Genomic DNA, 18,295 nt, shown 5'->3' with positions numbered 1-18,295 from the left:
AATGAGAGGAAAAATGATGGATTACAATATAACACAACCCATTGCGGAGTTGAATAATGGTATTATCATTGAAGAATATATTAAAACGGATCGTTACAATTGTGACGTTTATCAGACTGAGTCAGAGATGGAAGAAAAATTAATTTCAGATTTAGTATCTGCTCAACAATATACTTTCTTCGATGGTAAGACGACAGAATCACTACTATTAAATCTACGTCAGAAAATTCAAGAATTAAATAATGTGTTATTTTCAGACAGCGAGTGGCAACGCTTTTTAGATGAATATCTTGATAAGGCAAGTGATGGTATGATTGAAAAGACACGAAAATTTCAAGAAGACCATGTATATGATTTTATTTTTGATAATGGACGTATTAAGAATATTATGATTATTGATAAAAAGAATATCCATCGTAATCAACTTCAAGTTGCTAATCAAATTACACAAATAGGAAAACACAAAAATCGTTATGATGTAACTATTTTAGTTAATGGTTTGCCACTAGTACAGATTGAACTAAAAAAACGTGGTGTGTCAATGAAGGAAGCTTTTGAGCAGATACATCGCTATAGTAAAGAGTCTTTTAATAGTCAGCATTCTCTTTTTCAATACGTTCAAATATTTGTTATTTCAAACGGTACTAATACACGATATTTTGCTAATACAACAGCAAAAAATAAAAATCATTTTGAGTTTACCTGTGAATGGGCAGATAGAAAAAATCATGCGATACATGATTTAGAAGATTTTAGTCAAACCTTTCTTAACAAGTCTGTTCTTTTACCAATTCTAACTAAATACTGTATTTTTGATACTAGTGATACCTTATTAGTCATGCGTCCTTATCAAATTGCTGCGGTAGAGAGCATTATGCGACAAATTCATGTTGCACACGAGAATAAGTTATATGGAACAATCGATAGTGGTGGTTATATTTGGCATACAACTGGTTCTGGTAAAACATTAACAAGTTTTAAGGCTGCACGCTTAGCAACAGAATTAGATTATATCGATAAAGTCTTTTTTGTAGTTGACCGCAAAGATTTAGATTATCAGACAATGAAAGAGTATCAGAAATTTCAAAGAGAGTCTGTCAATGGTAGTAAAGATACTAAAGAACTTAAACGTTCCGTTGAAAAAGATGATAATAAGATTATTGTGACAACTATACAAAAGTTAAATGAATTTGTAAAGAATAACCCTACCCATCCTGTTTTAGAACAACAATGCGTTCTTATTTACGATGAATGTCACCGTTCACAATTTGGTGGTAGCCAAAAGAAAATAAGGACTGGTTTTAAAAACTACTATCAGTTTGGGTTTACCGGGACTCCAATTTTTGATGAGAATACTTTGACTGGTCAGACTACAGCTGATATTTTTGGGCGTCAACTTCATTCCTACATTATAACGGATGCTATTCGAGATCAAAAAGTATTGAAATTTAAGGTAGATTATAACTATGTAAAACCAGAACTAAATAAATTTAGTACAGCTGAAAGAGAAGTTGGCGAAGAGAAATTAGATGAATCACGCCTTAAAAAGATTGAAAACAATTTACTTTTACATCCAGAGAGAATTTCAAGGGTTTCGGAATATCTTTTACGAGTTTTTGATGATAAAACACATCGTAGAACTCAATATTCATACAAAAAGAAAAGGCTTAATGGATTCAATGCTATGTTTGCAGTACAGAGTGTAAAGGCAGCAAAAGCCTATTATGAGGAATTAAATTCACAACAAGCCAAACTTCCTGATGATAAAAAATTAAAAATAGCAACAATTTTTAGCTATACGCCAAATGAAGAGCAGCTAGCCTACGGTAGTATTATAGAGGAAGATTTCGAACCTTCAGCAATGGAATTGTCTTCAAAAGAATTTTTAGATAAGGCTATCTCAGACTATAACCACATGTTCCAAACAAGTTTTTCAACGGAGTCTAAGCTTTTTCAAAACTATTATAAAGATTTATCACAACGAATGAAGAATAAGGAAATTGATCTGTTAATTGTTGTGGGAATGTTTTTAACAGGATTCGATGCGCCAGCCATGAATACTTTATTTGTAGATAAAAACTTACGTTATCATGGATTAATTCAAGCTTTTTCTAGAACAAACAGAATTTTGAGTAAAGAAAAGCCATTTGGAAACATTGTTTGTTTTCGTGATTTAGAAAAAGCCACTGTTGATGCTATTAAGCGTTTTGGGGATCCCGATGGTACTGGAAACAGTAATAGTATCCAGATTATTTTAGAAAAAAGTTATCAAGACTATATGAATGGCTTTGTTGATGAGGAAACTGGCAAAAAAGTTAGAGGTTATTCTGAGATATGCCAAGAACTTTTAGATAAATATTCCGACCCTACAGAAATTACTTTGGAAGCTGACAAAAAAGAGTTTGTTCAGTTATTTAGTGAAGTCTTGAAGATGGAAAATATTCTTCGAAATTATGACGAATTTATTGAAGATGGAAGTTTTTTCTCTCCTGGCTTAATGCAAGATATGCGCAGTATCTATGTTGATATTAGGGAAGAAGCTTACGGTGGTGGTAGAGTTGGAACCACAGAAACGGGTATTGATTTTTCAGATATTGAATTTGAAATTGAATTACTTAAGACAGATGAAATTTCGTTAGATTATATCATTAATCTAATTTCTAAAAAATCTAAAGATTCAGCTTCTAAGGAGGAATTGAAAGAAGAAATTAGACGTGTTATTCGCTCAAGTATTGATATGCGTTCAAAGGAAAAATTAGTCTTATCTTTTATTAATGAAAGTAATCTAGATGTGTTAACTGATGATAAGACAATTTTGGAAGCTTTCTATGCTTATGCAAGACAGGAAAAGGGAAAAGCTATTAAGGAAATTGGTGTATCTCAAAAACTTAAGGAGGGTTATCAGGAGTTTATTGAACGTTCTATCTCAAATGGTTATGTCTTTAGCAAGGGAACTGAAATCAATGAGATTTTACCTCCAACTTCACGACGTCACGGAGCTAGAGAGCGCAAAAAACAAGAAGTTTTAAATGTTCTCCAAAGCCTTGTTGAAACTTACCAAGGTATTTGATAAGTTTGCATTACTAATAAATAATCTTTTATCACCAGAGAATTCTGGTGTTTTTTCTTTCTTTTTTCGAATAAATAGGTAGGAGGGAAAAATGAGAGTAGTGAGTGTGTTGGGGTTGTTACTCCTATCTTTTTTATTTTATTGTGGTGATGTTAAGGCTGAAACGGCTGATAATATTTGTTTTGTTACGTTTGATGCGGTGAAAGAAAAAATGGCGGCTAAAGAGGAATTTTTCCTTTTTGTTGGTCGTTTGGATAATGTGGATACGCAGAGAGGTTTGGAGCGGCTTGAAGCTGTGGAACAAACGATTTATTTTCTTGATACTAAGGAAATTGATTATGTTGCTTATAAGAAATTTGCCAAGAAATACAATATCAGAACCATGACACATTTGGGACATTTTCGTGGAAAGTATCAGTTTGCAGTAGCTAATGTCCTAACAGCTGACCTAGCAGGATTTTTCGCGGTTTAAGTTAAAATCTGTTAACTTCTTTAAAATTTGTTATACTAAAGCTGACATAAAAACACATCGCAGTTGGTAGTCTGTGAGTACAACATGTATCAGTAACCTTCCCCTTCCGAGGTCGTCCATTGTCAATTTTTTTAAGGAGGGGCTGTTATGAAAATGACAGTATATTTTGATGGGGCATTTTGGTCGGCTTTGATTGAATTTACGGATTCGAAGAAATGTTACAAGGCTTTTCGTTACGTGTTTGGCAAAGAACCAAAGGATGATGATATTCTAAACTTTATTGATGTTTCTTTGGGAAAATGGCTGCGCAGGTATGATAAGGTCGAAGTAAGCTCTGAGTTTTCAGCGCCAGCTATTTCACAGAAAAAACGAAATCCAAAACGAGTGCAACGTGATATCAATAAGGCAAAGTTTAAGCCTGTGGTATCAACGAAAGCTCAGCTTGCTATGCAGGAAATGCGTGAGGAAGTCAAGAAAGCTCAAAAGTCTAAGCAAAAGGTGAAACGTGAGCTAGAAAAGGAACGAAAATACTTGCTTAGGCAAGAAAAGCGTCATCAGAAAAAGCGGGGACATTGAAAAGAAAAAAGTTTAAGCTTTCTATAAGAAAAAATTCAGCTTTACTTAAGCTAGTCTGGCTATACTATAGTCAATCCTAAATAAACTTTCTTTTTCATAGCAATAACTACTAAACTTTTCATGCTTATAGCGCTTATGATTGTTTCAGTTGTTGCAAAAATCTCCTAGAGAACTCCAGCTTTTGTAGCTGGGGTTTTCTTTTTGTTATCTGAAAATAAAAAAACAAGATGAGAAATTCTCACCTTGTTTTTGGTAATTTAATTTTAGTCAAGATATTCCGCGATAGCGGTGTCGGTTGCGATACGGCTGAAAGTGAAGATATCAGTCAATGAGTTCCCGCCTAGACGGTTTCCAGCGTGGAGTCCACCAGCAACTTCACCAGCAGCAAAGAGTCCTTTGATAATCTTTTCGTCTTCGTTGATGACATGCGCGTGAGTATCAATCTTCAAACCACCCATGGTGTGGTGGGTAGCTGGTTTACGAGGAGTTGCGTAAAATGGTGCTTTTTCAACCTTGAGGTCAAAGGCACCTTTATCAAATTCTGGATCATGACCAGCATCGACGTAAGAATTGTAATTGGTAATTGTTTCTACTAGAACAGCAGGATCAATGTTGATTTGCTCTGCCAATTCTTCCAAAGTATCAGCTCTGAAAAGTGTTCCAGCTTTAACTTGGGCATCAATTTTTTCTTGGCTAGTGTTATAAGCTGTTTCTTTGATGTTTTCATCAGCGATTAAATAGAAGAGCCCACCATTATCGATAGCAGCTTGTGATAATTGGTCACGGCTACCGTATTCATCGACGAAACGTTTACCTTTGGTGTTAACCATAATAAAGTTTGCTGGTGGCACTTGAAGTCCTGTAAAGAGTGCACCAGTAACTGGGTCAGATACTGGCATCATTTGGCTAAAGCCCATACCAACAAGGTCGGCACCGACAGATTGACCAAGTAAAATACCATCTCCAGTTGCGGCTGGTGTATTTGATGTGGCAATATCATCAGCAATTTCTGACCAGTAAGTGTTGTATTTTTGGAGCATTTTAGTGTTAGCTGCAAAACCACCTGTGGTTAAAATAACTGCTTTACCATTAACAGTAATGGCTTGTCCGTTACGTCCACTACCTTTGACTCCAGTAATGACACCATCTGTTACGATAAGCTCTTTAACTTGAGTATCTGTTAAAATGGTTCCACCATTTTTTAGGATAAAATCTTTCAGTACTGCGATGTAGGCAACTCCCATTGGCATTTTAGGTTTGTGACCACGTCTCCAGAGAGCACCAACTGGCATGGTTACCTCGTCACGGACGAATTCAACTCCGATATTTTCCAACCAACGAACAGACTCTAAAGCACGTTCTGTCAAGACTCGAATGAGTTCGTAATTACCGTGGATTTCATTACCTTTGAGGTCTTTACGTTTCCCACCGAGATAGGTTTGGATACGATAAAGAAGTTTTGAGTCAAAAAGATAAGTTGGATCTTTGAGGTACTCTTCAATTTCCGCCTTTAAGGCACGGAAATCTGGTAGAAATTCAGGATCGATAGTTGCTTCGTCAATATCATGCAATTCTTTAAGGTTATTAGCTTCACCTGGATTAGCTGCAAAAGTATTTTGCCAAGCAGGGTCAGGAGCATTCATTGGTCCACCTGCACGAACGGTATTTCCTCCAACGGCTGGGAATTTTTCAACTACGATAACCTTTTTGCCAGCTTGTAGGGCACGAGCAGCAGCAGAAAGTCCTGCACCGCCACCGCCTACGACAATTAGTTCAGTTTCGTATGTTTTATCTTCTTTATCAAGTGCAGAAGGCGCTTTTGGACGTGAACGAAGGGCTTCTGGATTAGCACCGGCTTTACGAACAGCTTTAGCTACACCGTTAAGAACACCTTTTGAAGTGACAGAGGCACCAGAAATGGCATCGACATTTAAGGTTTGTCCTTCGATGATTTCATTTGGAATTCGTGTGAAAACAACATCGGCAATGCCACCAGTTTCGCCAGATGAATCAATATCGATAGCTTCGATACGTTCTTCTGACAATGTTACTGACATTGGAAGGTCACCATTGTGCCCGACAGTTGTAACTTTGTAAGTTCCTGGTTCAAAACGAACATCTTCTGGTTCATTGAGTTGATTGGCAATGGTAGCAAAACGAATAAATCGGAAGAAGCATGATTCTAAGAAATCAATCGTTCCTTGGTCTTTAAGGTCACCATTTTCATCAAAAGCATCTTGAGCGCGACCAAGTAAAAATTCACTACCAGGCATAACCGTTGCATTGACACCAGGTGCATCTAAGATTTGGCGTAAGTGTAATTGTGCACGTGAAGAACCTTGGATGTCATAAGAAGCCCCGACAATCATAACGGGTTTACCTGTCAATGGGTGAATGTTAAATGAAAGCCATTCAATCAAGCTATTAAGACTTGATGGGATAGTATGGTTGTGTTCGGGTGTACCAATAATAACACCGTCAGCTTCAGTAATCTTGGTATTAAATTTTTGAATGATAGCTGACTCTGTTTGGTCATCAGTTTCATTGAACATTGGGACATCAGTGATTTCAAGTACTTCGATGTCTGCTTCTTTGGCAAAATATTTAGCCATATATTGTAGCAAAAGTCGATTATATGATTTTTTAGCATTGGTTCCGACGATAGCAACTAATTTCATAAAAGTCTCCTCCTAATTCATTTCCCAAGCAAAAGCTTTTTTACGGTCAGTATCTGACTGGCTAACAATTTGATTCGTGATTTCAACAAATGAGAGAAATTCTTTGAAATTGTCTTCAAGTTCAGCAACTTTTTCAGGATTATGGAGATTGTTGTCGTCATCTAAAACTTGTTCAGAATGTCCGAGGAAGAATTCTGTACCTGGTATGATTCTGGCTTTTAATTCGGGAGCATCTAAGATTTGTCGGAGATGAGCTTGTGCGCGTGACGTTCCTAGAGCACCAAGTGAAGCCCCGACAATCATGGTTGGTTTATTGATGAGCACGCGACTAGTGTAGGCAATCCATTCTAGAGCGGAAGCCAGAGGAGCAGGAATAGTGTGGTCGTACTCAGGTGTAGCGATGATAACCCCGTCTGCGCTAGCGATTTTTTTAGAAAAATCAGCGACAGGAGCAGGAGCTACCTTATCTTCAGGTTCATTAAAAGCTGGTAAATCCTTGATTTCAAGAACTTCAATCTCAGCTAAGTCGGCAAAATGTTTGGCCATAAATTTTAACAATTTACGGTTGGTTGAACGATCTGAATTTGTTCCAACAATAGCAACTAATTTCATATAGTCTACCTCTTTTACACAAATGATTACCTTTATCATACTCCTTTTTTTAAATAATTGAAAACGTTTTTAATGAAGGGGAGGGGAAGTAATATTAAAAACTATAGCAGTCGTGCAAAAAAAGTCCTGAAAAATCAGGACTTTCATTGAGGAAACGTTTTTTAATACCTATTACCGAGTTAATTTGAGATATTATCATTAGGAATGATTATATTATAGGAAGTTTTACTTAAAGTGAGCTTAATGTTATTTTCCTAAATACTCTTTTAGCATCTTTTTCTGAGGTGTTGCCATGGGGTATTGTGAGAGTTGGTTTTCTGGCACCCAGCGGAGTTCTTTTTCTGACGTGAACTTATCATTTTTAACCAAACCTTCTGTCAGTTCGATAGTCCATTTTTGGTGGCTAAAGGTATGCTTGACTTGAGCAAAGTGTTGATTGGTCCAAGTAGGAGTTAACTGATAATCTTTTTCAAATAAATCTTTTTGGGAGATGGTTTGAAGGTTAGTATCATTTTTTTCAAACAAATCCAGTTGCTGTGCGATGAAGTCTGTTTGAATGATTGGAAATGACCAGAAGCCACCAAGTAGACGTCCATCCAGATTCTTTTCTAAGAGGAAGTCTCCATCACTGTTTCGAATGACAAACGCTTGAATTTGCAACGTTTTTGGCTTTTTCTTAGGCAGTTTAATTGGGTATTTGTCATAAGTGCCATGTAAATAAGCTGCGCTGAAAAAGCGAATAGGAGATTCATCAGGACGAGGATTTTTGGCGGATTCGATATCGGTTCCCAAGTCCATGAGAGCTTGATTGAAATCCCCAGGACGTTCAGGGTCAATTAAAATTTCCATAATTGCTTGGAAAATTTTCCTATTCTTAGGGTCACCAATATCATAATTGACTTCAAAAAGGCGTGCCATGACTCGCATAACATTACCATCGACAGCAGGTTCAGCAAGCCCGAAAGCAATGCTTGAAATCGCACCAGCCGTATAAGGACCGATGCCTTTTAGAGAAAGAATATCTTTGTGATTGTTGGGAAAAATACCGTCAAATTTTTCCATGATTTCTTGCGCAGCTTTTTGCATATTGCGCACGCGAGAGTAATAGCCAAGTCCTTCCCATGCTTTGAGCAATTTTTCTTCAGGTGCATTAGCTAAGTCTTCAACTGTTGGGAACCATTCTAAAAAGCGTTCATAGTAAGGAATGACTGTAACCACCTGTGTCTGCTGCAGCATGATTTCAGAAACCCAAATGTGATAAGGATTTTTAGTTCTTCGCCAAGGAAGATCACGCTTTTCATTATCATACCAATTGAGCAGGGTACGGCGAAAAGAAGCAATCTTTTCGGTATCCCACATATCAATGCCATAGTCTTTTAAATTAATCATGTTACCATTGTAGCAAAGATCATTTTTTTAGGGTAATAAAACTTCTTGAAAAAAATGCTTAAAAAAAACTCATATCTCTTGACAAAAGGTAAGCGGTTACATTATAATATAAGTGTAAAGAAGGATGACAAAAGAAACGAAGTAAGGAGGTAACAGTTCTTATGATGAAACCACATGTCGCCCGGTATAAAAATGGTGATAAAGTCTCTAGTCGGAGTTAAGTAGGCACAGTTAACTTTACGGAGGTGGCGCTTATGTTGAAATTTAACTTAGGACGCTATAAAAATGGTGATTAGGCACTTTGATAGCCATAAAAATTACCTCGTTTTCAAAACTTGTAACAAAGTACATCGGAGGAACGCCTTATGTTGATAGTTAATGTAGGTCGTTACAAAAATGGAGACTAACAACTAGTTGAATAAAAGTCAATGAAGGAGTGATGTCACATTTTATATGAAAATATTAAATTGGAAGTGAACGGTTAGAAATAGCTAGTGCAAGAAATATTACCGGTTGATCTTGTTGCTAGTAACAGTAGTAATCGAAAGGGCTTCTAATCATATTGCTTCCATGTTCAAATGCTTTTAACGAAAGTTGTGATAGATATGAAAGCAATCAATGTAGGCCGTTACAAAAATGGAGACTCAAAAAAGATATGGCGACGAGTAAATCGCCCTATCAAAGAAACAGAAAAAATGAACTGATTATTATCGTTGTTATGTGAGTATTTTCAATTAATGGAGGTATCTTATGAACGTAGCAAGATATAAAAACGGTGATACCAATGTAAAAAATAGTTGATAAAAAACTCATGGAGGTAATTGTACAATGCTGAAAATGAATTTAAGTCGCTATAAAAACGGAGATAATAGTCTAACAGCCTAACTCCTTATGAGAATGGTATGTTAGATGACATACGAAAAAAATATTTTTTAGAGAGGCTGGGCAAGAGTACCCAGCTTCTTTTTTATGGCTTTAAAATGATAGAATTGCCATCATCGCAAAATTAACGAAAAAAATTCGGAAATTAAAACGCATCGAATTATATGAAATTATGTTAGCCCAGAGTAAGGAGATTGATCGGCTAAGAGATGAACTATCTAAAGCTAATGAAAAGCTAACAGATCAAGAAATAAAACTAACCCAAGCCGGTTCCATTGCAGAAGCTTCTCTCAGCTTGACGAAGGTCTTTGAAGAAAGTCAAAAAGCAGCAGACTTATACCTTAAAAATGTCAAGAAAATGAATGGAGAAGTAATCAATGAAAATGGATAAATAAAGTTGAACTTTCAACTACTAGCGAAATGAACTGCACCCCATTCGTTAGATTTTTTGCCTAACTTTTGGGGTGCAGTTCAGTTTCTCGCCTTTTTATTGTTGTTTCTGTTTCGCTTTCACAAAAAATCTGTTAAGTAAATTTGAATATTATATTAAAACTTAAAGACAAAACTTAATTTTATGAATTGTTCAACAATTTGTGCTATAATTAACCTTATACTAGCTAAAAAAGCGAGGTAAAGGATATGTGGGTTGTTAGAAAGATGTATTGGCGCAGTGGACAACAATATGTTCAAGCACAAAAGATTTTTGAAAGTCGTGAAGAAGCTAATGCCTTTAGAAAAGGATTAGATTTTGCGACAGAACTTTATGAAACGAATCTAGTGGTTTCTAATAAAGGTGATTTCTAAACAAAGGAGCAGATACGAACTGCTTTTTTGTTTTTGAACAATAAAATAACATCATTTTGTAACACACAAATCTCTTGCACATTAAAACAAGGTATAGTATAATAGTTTATTGTGAGTACGCCTCACTTACTCGTGATAATGTTCACGGGTCATTAGACCAAAAGGAGGAAAAATATCAATGGCTAAATACGAAATTCTTTACATTATTCGTCCAAACATTGAAGAAGAAGCTAAAAACGCTTTGGTAGCACGCTTTGACTCTATCTTGACTGACAACGGTGCAACTGTTGTTGAATCAAAAGACTGGGAAAAACGTCGTCTTGCATACGAAATCCAAGATTTCCGCGAAGGACTTTACCACGTTGTTAACGTTGAAGCAGAAGATGCAGTAGCTCTTAACGAGTTTGACCGTCTTTCAAAAATCAACGGTGACATTCTTCGTCACATGATCGTTAAACTTGACGCGTAAGAAGGTATTTTATGATTAATAATGTAGTACTTGTCGGTCGCATGACCCGCGATGCAGAACTTCGTTACACACCATCTAATCAAGCAGTTGCTACTTTTACACTTGCTGTAAACCGCAACTTCAAGAATCAAAATGGTGAACGTGAAGCTGATTTCATTAACTGTGTGATTTGGCGTCAGCAAGCTGAAAACTTGGCTAACTGGGCTAAAAAAGGCACATTGGTTGGTATCACAGGTCGTATTCAGACTCGTAATTATGAAAACCAACAAGGTCAACGTGTTTATGTAACAGAAGTGATTGCAGATAATTTCCAAATCTTGGAAAGTCGTGCTACACGTGAAGGTCAATCAAATGGCTCATTCAACGGTGGATTTAATAACAATTCATCATTTGGTGGAGCTTCAAACGGTGGTTTCTCATCACAACCTTCACAGCAACAAACACCTAACTTCGGTCGTGACGAAAGCCCATTTGGTAATTCTAACCCAATGGACATTTCAGATGACGATCTTCCATTCTAATGGATATGGACACATCAGGTTTGTCTAAAAACTTGAAACAACAATAATATAAAGGAGAATAAAACATGGCTCAACAACGTCGTGGCGGATTCAAACGCCGTAAAAAAGTTGATTACATCGCAGCTAACAAAATTGAATATGTTGATTACAAAGATACTGAGCTTCTTAGCCGTTTCGTTTCAGAACGTGGTAAAATTCTTCCACGTCGCGTAACTGGAACTTCAGCTAAAAACCAACGTAAAGTAACAACAGCTATCAAACGCGCTCGCGTTATGGCTCTTATGCCATTCGTAAACGAAGACTAATTCGTTGCGATGAATAGAAAAAACGACTTCGAAAGAGGTCGTTTTTTTGTTGCTAAAATTTTGAACTTTACAAGTGGTAATTATTGTTTTAAAATAATTTTTAAAAGAAGATTATTGTAAAACAATAATTTAAGGTGAGGTATGAAAGATATTATTTTAAAGGTTGGGAGAGAAGTAGTTAAGATTGTACGTTATTTGTCAATCGCAGGTATCTTTGCGATGCTACTTGGGATTTTTGTAGTCTTTTTTGATGGACAAAATCATGACGGTCATTTTACTTTAGACTACGGTTATCGAAGTGTCCAGGTTTCTGTCTGGTTTCCGATTCTTGTTTTGATAATGACAATAATTCTTTTCTATCTTCTTTTTAGGATGATGCTTTCTTTGGATAAGTTGTTGACAAATTTTCAAAAAGAAGCATATTTTTGCTCTGAGAATATCGATTTTCTTTCTAAAGTCTTGCTTTATCAAGTGTTATTCACAGGTGTTCAATTACTTATTAACATGTCGTTTAAATATTTTCAAATGGAAAATGTTAGCAGTATTTTTGACTTGTCATTTAAGGACTATCTTGTGAATATCTTGTTGATTATTATTAATGATGTTGCTATTGTTGTATTGAAGCGTGGTTATCAGTTACAAAAAGACCATGATGAAATTATTTGATATGGAAGAAATAAAAGTAAATTTAGATAGACTTCTGAAGTCAAGAAATGTAAAGTCTAAAGAATTTGCTGAAAAAATTGGAATTACGGAAGCTAATTTATCGATTTTAAAAACTGGCAAAGCAAAAGGAATTAGGTTTAATACTCTAATGAGTATTTGTAGGGAATTAGATTGCCAGCCGGGAGATATTTTAGAGTATAGGAGAGATTGTGATGAAAGTGATTAAAGTTTTGGGAGTGCTGTTTTTGTGTGGTATGTTGTCAGGTTGTGGTATTATCTCAGATGTTGCTTATGATACCACAGACGCTGTTCAAACAGCAGTGAAAAAAGAAGAAAAGCAGCTGAATTTAAAAGATGTCCTGACGGTGAGTGTTAATGAGAAACGAGAATTGCCTGAGGATTTTACAGGAACAGTGTATCTTATGTTTACAAAAGATGATTTGAAAAAAGGACAGAAGACTAATTTTTATTTAAATGATAATCAATTAGAAGATGTCCAAGAAGAAAGTCAAGATGATTTTAATATTCGATATCATCATAAAACTTATTTTTCAGCTAAGAAATTAAAAGTGAATGATCTTGATAATATCAAAGTTGTGTCAAATTGGCCAGATGATATTGTTTTGAGTTTACGTTCTAAATAACAAAAGCCTCACTAAACACTATGTTTAGTGAGGTATTTGTTACATTTATTGTTGTGGTGTCATTGCATTAAGGATGTTAAATTTCTTTTGAAGGAAGTAACGCCCGACAAGTGATGCAAGACCGATGATAAGCATTACGATAGGTGGCAATTGTGGGTTAAGAACTGCTGGTAGGAAGGCGGTAGCTGTGTATAGGAGAATCCATCCTAGCATAGCCAAACCAAGTACCAAGATAGTTTTACCAAGTCCTGGACGTTCGCTCTTAGGTTTACCAGCGTGGCGGTAGATGAAGTGGTAAGTTGCGTACATAGCAGCACCACCACCAAAACCAAGGGCAAGCAATGAGAAGAGTCCAGAGCTTGTTGTTGCTGAATTGAAGAATCCCATAAGAGCGTTAAGAAGGGCAACAACACCGACGAATAGAAGTGAAGTATCTAACCACATTAACCATGGGTTATCATTTTTCTTTTCTTGTTTTGCTTTGGTATCAGAAGTTTTTTCAGTGAAAGAAGCAGCCCAAACTGTTGGTGCACCAAGAAGGGCACGAGCAGTCAATCCTTTTTTTTGATTTTCGATGATTGTAGGCAAAACTTCTTCCAAAATTGCTTTGATTTCTTCATCTGATTTGCCATCTTCAATCAATTGATTAGTAGCAATATGAACGAATTCCTGATTTTTTTTAGTAAGGTTAGATAAATCCATAATATATTCTCCTATATGTAAGGTCTTGTAAGATAAAGCCAGTTATTAGTTAGAGAAAACAAAATCACTTGCTTTTTCTAACTAGTAAGTGCCTTTAGAAAGTAAATACTATGCAAATTAATAAGTTTAGCCGCAACAATGATTGAAAAGTTATGACGAGAGAAAAGTGATTTGATACTAATCACTTTTCGAACTAGTAAAAGAGTTAGGAAAGTCCTGTGAGATTTACTAGTTATTGTACTTTCAATATTGAAAAATGTTACGACATGAGTAAAGTAGTCTGAGGTATCTGCACTAATGTTACGACGAGAGAAAAGTGATTCGATATTAATCACTTTTCGAGCTAGTAAGTGGTTTAGGTTGTCTCAAAATAGAGACAACCGTATTTTTACTAGTAACCCATGGTTACAGTAAAAATTAACCAATTAAAACCATTTCTTTCTGAAGAAGTAGAATACTACTGATAAGCTCATGGCGGCTGCGATAAAGACAATGTACCAAAAGGCATGTGGTAGACCGTTTAGTGGCAACCAGTTGTTTTGGAAGTTCATCCCATAGGCTGAAAAGATAACTGTTGGGATATCAAGTGCCATTGTCATTAAAGCTAGTGTTTTCATGATGGTATTCTGGTTGTTGTTGATGATTGAAGCAGTTGTTTCAGTCATGGCATTCAAGACATTTTCATAAATGCCAGCCATCTCAATCGCCTGTTGCGTTTCAATCAGTGTATCTTCAAGCAAATCTTCATCTTCGATATATTTTTTCAAAGAGCTGGTACTACTCGAAAGTTTTTTAACGATACGCTCGTTGAATTTCAATGAGGCTTTCAAGTAGACGATAGATTTTTCCAACTCCATCATGTCGATTAATTGCTCATTACGTGTAGCATTTTCCAATTCAGCTTCGATTCGGTCGCTTTGACGGTCGATAGAACGAAGGGCTGTTAGGAATAGCTCAGCATTGCGATAAAGCAATTGGAAAACAAAGCGTGTCTTCATAAATGTGTAGAAGTTTTTGACGCGATGATTGAAAAAGTTATCAAATAATGTTAGTTCTTGTAAACACGTTGTGATAACAGCATTGTCAGTGACAATGATACCGAGCGGAATGGTCACATAATAGCTTTTATTATTACGTTCTTCGTAGGTTGGAACGTCCACGATAATCAATGTATAATCATCTTCAACAGAGATACGTGATGTTTCTTCAAGGTCGAGTGGCGCACGAAGGTCTGTAATATCAATATTAAATTGTTCGGATAGTTGAACAGATTCTTCCTGGGAGGGGTTGACCAAATTAATCCAAGCTCCTGGCTCGAATGTATTGATTTCTTTAAACTCTAACGCTGTTGATAGAAACATTTGTTCCATAAAAACAACCCCTCCTTTTACGATGAGATACAAGAACTTTTAAACTGTAGAAAGTTAGGCCCACCAGCGACAGTGCCATGTCAAGCTCCTGTTCAATTTTTTTATTTGTAAAATTGAAGCCACCAATGGTTCGGTGAATAAAATTCTACATACTAGTCTATTATACTACAATTAGCAGTTTTTGGGGACAGAGAAAAGTAGAAAATTTGTTATAATGAAATAAGAAGAAAATGTACTCGCAAAGAAAGGATGGAAAGCTAAGCGTGGCCTAGTGTCAAGCTTAGCTTATCTCATAGATTATGCAAGATAAATTAATTATTCGAGGGGCTAGGGCCCATAATTTAAAGAATGTCAATGTTGAAATTCCGCGTGACAAATTGGTGGTTGTAACAGGTTTGTCAGGATCAGGAAAATCTAGTTTGGCATTTGATACGATTTATGCTGAAGGGCAACGTCGCTATGTGGAAAGTCTTTCAGCTTACGCACGTATGTTTCTTGGTAATATGGAAAAACCAGATGTTGATTCGATTGAAGGTCTCAGCCCTGCCATTTCCATTGACCAAAAAACGACGAGTAAAAACCCTCGTTCAACAGTAGGGACAACGACAGAAATCAATGATTATCTGCGTCTTTTGTATGCGCGTGTGGGAACACCATACTGTATCAACGGGCATGGTCCAATCACGGCATCATCTGTTGAACAGATTGTTGATAAGGTATTGGAATTGCCTGAGCGCACAAGAATGCAAATTTTAGCGCCTGTTGTGCGTCGCAAAAAAGGTCAACACAAGACGATTTTTGATCGCATTCAAAAAGATGGTTATGTACGTGTACGCGTGGATGGTGACATTTTTGATATTTCAGAAGTTCCTGAGTTGTCTAAGAGTAAAATGCACAACATCGAGATTGTTGTGGACCGTTTGATTAATAAAGAGGGCATTCGTTCACGTCTTTTTGATTCTGTGGAAGCAGCCCTTCGTTTGGCAGATGGTTATGTCATTATCGATACCATGGATGGCAATGAATTGCTTTTTTCTGAACATTATTCATGTCCAGTATGTGGCTTTACTGTTCCCGAATTGGAACCACGCTTGTTCTCGTTTAATGCGCCGTTTGGCTCATGCCCAACTTGTGATGGCTTGGGAAATAAATTGGAAGTTGACTTGGATTTGGTGATTCCTGACCGCAGTAAAACGCTTCGTGAGGGGGCTTTAGCACCATGGAATCCTATTTCATCAAATTATTATCCTGCTATGCTTGAACAGGCCATGGAAGCTTTTGGAGTTGATATGGATACGCCTTTTGAGGATTTGAGTGAAGACGAGCAAAATCTTGTGCTTTACGGTTCAGGTGAGCGTGAATTCCATTTCCACTATGTCAATGATTTCGGTGGTGAACGCAATATTGATCTTCCTTTTGAGGGTGTTGTTAACAATATCAATCGTCGTTACCATGAGACAAATAGTGATTTTACCCGCAATGTTATGCGTGGTTACATGAACGAATTGCCATGTCCAACATGTCACGGCTATCGTTTGAATAATCAAGCACTCTGCGTTCGTGTTGGTGGTGAAAATGGTTTGAATATTGGTCAGGTGTCTGATTTGTCAGTTGCTGACCATTTGGAACTCTTGAATCATCTAGAACTCTCTGAAAATGAAAAAACGATTGCCACACCAATCGTTAAGGAAATCAAAGACCGTTTGACTTTCCTTAACAATGTTGGCTTGAATTACTTGACCTTATCACGTTCTGCGGGGACTTTGTCAGGTGGTGAAAGTCAACGTATTCGTTTGGCAACGCAAATTGGTTCAAACTTGTCGGGCGTGCTTTATATCCTTGATGAACCGTCAATTGGGCTTCATCAACGCGACAATGACCGTTTGATTGATAGTTTGAAGAAAATGCGTGATCTCGGAAATACCTTAATTGTCGTTGAACACGACGAAGATACTATGCGTCAAGCTGATTGGTTGATTGATGTCGGACCAGGAGCTGGTGAATTTGGTGGGCAAATCGTCGCTTCAGGAACACCAGAAGAAGTTGCTAAGAACAAGAAATCAATCACAGGGCAATATTTGTCAGGTGCAAAAGAAATTCCTGTGCCACTAGAACGTCGTAAAGGTAATGGACGTTTTCTTCGCGTACTAGGAGCTTCAGAAAATAACCTGCAAAATATCGACGCGACTTTCCCGCTTGGTAAATTCATTGCAGTCACAGGTGTTTCTGGTTCTGGTAAATCAACTTTGGTTAACAGTATTTTGAAAAAAGCTGTTGCTCAAAAATTAAATCGCAATTCTGCTAAACCTGGTAAGCACAAAGCACTTGAAGGCATTGAAAACATTGAACGCTTGATTGATATTGACCAAAGTCCAATCGGTCGTACTCCGCGTTCAAACCCAGCAACTTACACAGGTGTCTTTGATGATATTCGTGAATTATTTGCTAAGACCAATGAAGCTAAGATTCGTGGTTACAAAAAAGGACGTTTCTCATTTAACGTCAAAGGCGGACGTTGTGAGGCTTGTTCTGGTGATGGTATTATCAAGATTGAAATGCACTTCTTGCCAGATGTGTATGTGCCTTGTGAAGTTTGTCATGGCACACGCTATAACAGTGAAACGCTTGAGGTTCATTATAAAGATAAAAATATCGCTGAAATTCTCAATATGACAGTTAATGATGCGGTTGAATTCTTTGCACCAATCCCTAAAATCGCACGCAAATTGCAAACTATCAAAGACGTTGGACTTGGTTATGTTACTCTTGGACAACCAGCCACAACACTGTCTGGTGGTGAAGCACAGCGTATGAAATTGGCAAGTGAACTTCACAAACGCTCAACTGGTAAGAGCCTTTATATCCTTGATGAACCAACGACAGGGCTTCACACAGATGACATTGCTCGTCTGCTTAAAGTTCTTCAACGTTTTGTAGATGACGGAAATACTGTGCTTGTCATTGAACACAATCTTGATGTGATTAAAACAGCTGACCACATTATTGACCTTGGACCAGAAGGCGGTGTCGGTGGTGGACAAATCGTTGCCACAGGCATACCAGAAGAAGTCGCTAAAGTTAAAGAGTCTTACACAGGACAGTATTTGAAGGATAAATTGAAATAAAATATTCCCA

The 18,295-nt window shown here is 36.9% G+C and carries 17 protein-coding genes; 12 read left to right on the top strand and 5 right to left on the bottom strand.

From position 1 onward, the window contains the following. Positions 1 to 13: 13 nt before the first annotated feature. From JG537_RS02555 to JG537_RS02545, 3 genes are all read left to right on the top strand, one after another. Positions 14 to 3,070, top strand: a complete 3,057-nt coding sequence (locus JG537_RS02555; protein WP_199543211.1) for a type I restriction endonuclease subunit R — start codon at positions 14 to 16, stop codon at positions 3,068 to 3,070. Positions 3,071 to 3,161: 91 nt separating this feature from the next. After that, positions 3,162 to 3,542, top strand: coding sequence for a hypothetical protein (locus tag JG537_RS02550; protein WP_199543202.1), 381 nt, complete (start codon positions 3,162 to 3,164; stop codon positions 3,540 to 3,542). 147 nt (positions 3,543 to 3,689) lie between these two features. Beyond that, the gene (locus tag JG537_RS02545; RefSeq protein WP_199543199.1) at positions 3,690 to 4,118 is read left to right on the top strand and encodes a YjdF family protein; all 429 of its coding nucleotides are present in this window, start codon (positions 3,690 to 3,692) and stop codon (positions 4,116 to 4,118) included. Positions 4,119 to 4,381: 263 nt separating this feature from the next. On the opposite strand, the gene JG537_RS02540 is transcribed toward JG537_RS02545, so the two are convergent. The 3 genes from JG537_RS02540 to mutY form a co-directional block, all read right to left on the bottom strand. After that, positions 4,382 to 6,796: a flavocytochrome c gene (locus JG537_RS02540; protein WP_199543196.1), complete on the bottom strand. Its 2,415-nt coding sequence runs from the start codon at positions 6,794 to 6,796 to the stop codon at positions 4,382 to 4,384. Between the two features lie 12 nt (positions 6,797 to 6,808). Further along, positions 6,809 to 7,408, bottom strand: a complete 600-nt coding sequence (locus JG537_RS02535) for an NADPH-dependent FMN reductase (protein WP_199543186.1) — start codon at positions 7,406 to 7,408, stop codon at positions 6,809 to 6,811. Positions 7,409 to 7,654: 246 nt separating this feature from the next. Continuing rightward, positions 7,655 to 8,797 (bottom strand): A/G-specific adenine glycosylase, encoded by a 1,143-nt coding sequence (gene mutY, locus JG537_RS02530; RefSeq protein WP_199543184.1) that lies wholly within the window; start codon positions 8,795 to 8,797, stop codon positions 7,655 to 7,657. Positions 8,798 to 9,851: 1,054 nt separating this feature from the next. Here mutY and JG537_RS02525 point away from each other — a divergent pair. The 8 genes from JG537_RS02525 (at position 9,852) to JG537_RS02490 (ending at position 13,088) form a co-directional block, all read left to right on the top strand. Continuing rightward, positions 9,852 to 10,070 (top strand): DNA repair protein, encoded by a 219-nt coding sequence (locus JG537_RS02525; RefSeq protein WP_074482602.1) that lies wholly within the window; start codon positions 9,852 to 9,854, stop codon positions 10,068 to 10,070. A gap of 248 nt (positions 10,071 to 10,318) precedes the next feature. Further along, positions 10,319 to 10,483: an ATP-dependent protease gene (locus tag JG537_RS02520; protein WP_074482549.1), complete on the top strand. Its 165-nt coding sequence runs from the start codon at positions 10,319 to 10,321 to the stop codon at positions 10,481 to 10,483. Positions 10,484 to 10,661: 178 nt separating this feature from the next. Further along, positions 10,662 to 10,952, top strand: coding sequence for a 30S ribosomal protein S6 (gene rpsF, locus JG537_RS02515; RefSeq protein ID WP_074482548.1), 291 nt, complete (start codon positions 10,662 to 10,664; stop codon positions 10,950 to 10,952). A gap of 11 nt (positions 10,953 to 10,963) precedes the next feature. Then, on the top strand, positions 10,964 to 11,473 hold the full coding sequence (locus tag JG537_RS02510; protein WP_074482547.1) for a single-stranded DNA-binding protein: 510 nt from the start codon (positions 10,964 to 10,966) through the stop codon (positions 11,471 to 11,473). A gap of 65 nt (positions 11,474 to 11,538) precedes the next feature. Continuing rightward, a complete protein-coding gene (rpsR, locus tag JG537_RS02505; protein WP_000068664.1) occupies positions 11,539 to 11,778 on the top strand; it encodes a 30S ribosomal protein S18 in 240 nt (79 codons plus the stop codon). A 141-nt stretch (positions 11,779 to 11,919) separates the two neighbouring features. Next, the gene (locus tag JG537_RS02500; protein WP_199543181.1) at positions 11,920 to 12,444 is read left to right on the top strand and encodes a DUF2975 domain-containing protein; all 525 of its coding nucleotides are present in this window, start codon (positions 11,920 to 11,922) and stop codon (positions 12,442 to 12,444) included. A 1-nt stretch (position 12,445) separates the two neighbouring features. After that, positions 12,446 to 12,670 (top strand): helix-turn-helix domain-containing protein, encoded by a 225-nt coding sequence (locus JG537_RS02495; protein WP_199543603.1) that lies wholly within the window; start codon positions 12,446 to 12,448, stop codon positions 12,668 to 12,670. Then, positions 12,657 to 13,088, top strand: coding sequence for a hypothetical protein (locus JG537_RS02490; protein ID WP_199543178.1), 432 nt, complete (start codon positions 12,657 to 12,659; stop codon positions 13,086 to 13,088). Before JG537_RS02495 ends, JG537_RS02490 begins: the two co-directional genes overlap by 14 nt. Positions 13,089 to 13,133: 45 nt before the next feature. On the opposite strand, the gene JG537_RS02485 is transcribed toward JG537_RS02490, so the two are convergent. After that, complete coding sequence (locus tag JG537_RS02485) at positions 13,134 to 13,790, bottom strand: DUF1129 domain-containing protein (RefSeq protein WP_199543176.1); 657 nt, start codon at positions 13,788 to 13,790, stop codon at positions 13,134 to 13,136. A gap of 425 nt (positions 13,791 to 14,215) precedes the next feature. Then, positions 14,216 to 15,160: a magnesium transporter CorA family protein gene (locus JG537_RS02480; protein ID WP_132869269.1), complete on the bottom strand. Its 945-nt coding sequence runs from the start codon at positions 15,158 to 15,160 to the stop codon at positions 14,216 to 14,218. A 299-nt stretch (positions 15,161 to 15,459) separates the two neighbouring features. On the opposite strand from JG537_RS02480, the gene uvrA reads away from it, so the two are divergent. After that, on the top strand, positions 15,460 to 18,285 hold the full coding sequence (uvrA, locus tag JG537_RS02475) for an excinuclease ABC subunit UvrA (protein WP_199543174.1): 2,826 nt from the start codon (positions 15,460 to 15,462) through the stop codon (positions 18,283 to 18,285). Positions 18,286 to 18,295: the final 10 nt, after the last annotated feature.

This window comes from Streptococcus vicugnae, assembly GCF_016461705.1.
GTDB classification, from domain to species: domain Bacteria; phylum Bacillota; class Bacilli; order Lactobacillales; family Streptococcaceae; genus Streptococcus; species Streptococcus vicugnae.
The sequence above is the reverse complement of the archived record's forward strand: the minus strand, read 5'-3'. Positions and strand labels throughout refer to the sequence as shown.

Bases quoted from the DNA above. Each gene is read 5' to 3' on its own strand.
- JG537_RS02555 (WP_199543211.1), top strand. From the start codon at position 14: ATGATGGATTACAATATAACACAACCCATTGCGGAGTTGAATAATGGT.
- JG537_RS02550 (WP_199543202.1), top strand. From the start codon at position 3,162: ATGAGAGTAGTGAGTGTGTTGGGGTTGTTACTCCTATCTTTTTTATTT.
- JG537_RS02545 (WP_199543199.1), top strand. From the start codon at position 3,690: ATGAAAATGACAGTATATTTTGATGGGGCATTTTGGTCGGCTTTGATT.
- JG537_RS02540 (WP_199543196.1), bottom strand. From the start codon at position 6,796: ATGAAATTAGTTGCTATCGTCGGAACCAATGCTAAAAAATCATATAAT.
- JG537_RS02535 (WP_199543186.1), bottom strand. From the start codon at position 7,408: ATGAAATTAGTTGCTATTGTTGGAACAAATTCAGATCGTTCAACCAAC.
- mutY (WP_199543184.1), bottom strand. From the start codon at position 8,797: ATGATTAATTTAAAAGACTATGGCATTGATATGTGGGATACCGAAAAG.
- JG537_RS02525 (WP_074482602.1), top strand. From the start codon at position 9,852: ATGTTAGCCCAGAGTAAGGAGATTGATCGGCTAAGAGATGAACTATCT.
- JG537_RS02520 (WP_074482549.1), top strand. From the start codon at position 10,319: ATGTGGGTTGTTAGAAAGATGTATTGGCGCAGTGGACAACAATATGTT.
- rpsF (WP_074482548.1), top strand. From the start codon at position 10,662: ATGGCTAAATACGAAATTCTTTACATTATTCGTCCAAACATTGAAGAA.
- JG537_RS02510 (WP_074482547.1), top strand. From the start codon at position 10,964: ATGATTAATAATGTAGTACTTGTCGGTCGCATGACCCGCGATGCAGAA.
- rpsR (WP_000068664.1), top strand. From the start codon at position 11,539: ATGGCTCAACAACGTCGTGGCGGATTCAAACGCCGTAAAAAAGTTGAT.
- JG537_RS02500 (WP_199543181.1), top strand. From the start codon at position 11,920: ATGAAAGATATTATTTTAAAGGTTGGGAGAGAAGTAGTTAAGATTGTA.
- JG537_RS02495 (WP_199543603.1), top strand. From the start codon at position 12,446: ATGGAAGAAATAAAAGTAAATTTAGATAGACTTCTGAAGTCAAGAAAT.
- JG537_RS02490 (WP_199543178.1), top strand. From the start codon at position 12,657: ATGAAAGTGATTAAAGTTTTGGGAGTGCTGTTTTTGTGTGGTATGTTG.
- JG537_RS02485 (WP_199543176.1), bottom strand. From the start codon at position 13,790: ATGGATTTATCTAACCTTACTAAAAAAAATCAGGAATTCGTTCATATT.
- JG537_RS02480 (WP_132869269.1), bottom strand. From the start codon at position 15,160: ATGGAACAAATGTTTCTATCAACAGCGTTAGAGTTTAAAGAAATCAAT.
- uvrA (WP_199543174.1), top strand. From the start codon at position 15,460: ATGCAAGATAAATTAATTATTCGAGGGGCTAGGGCCCATAATTTAAAG.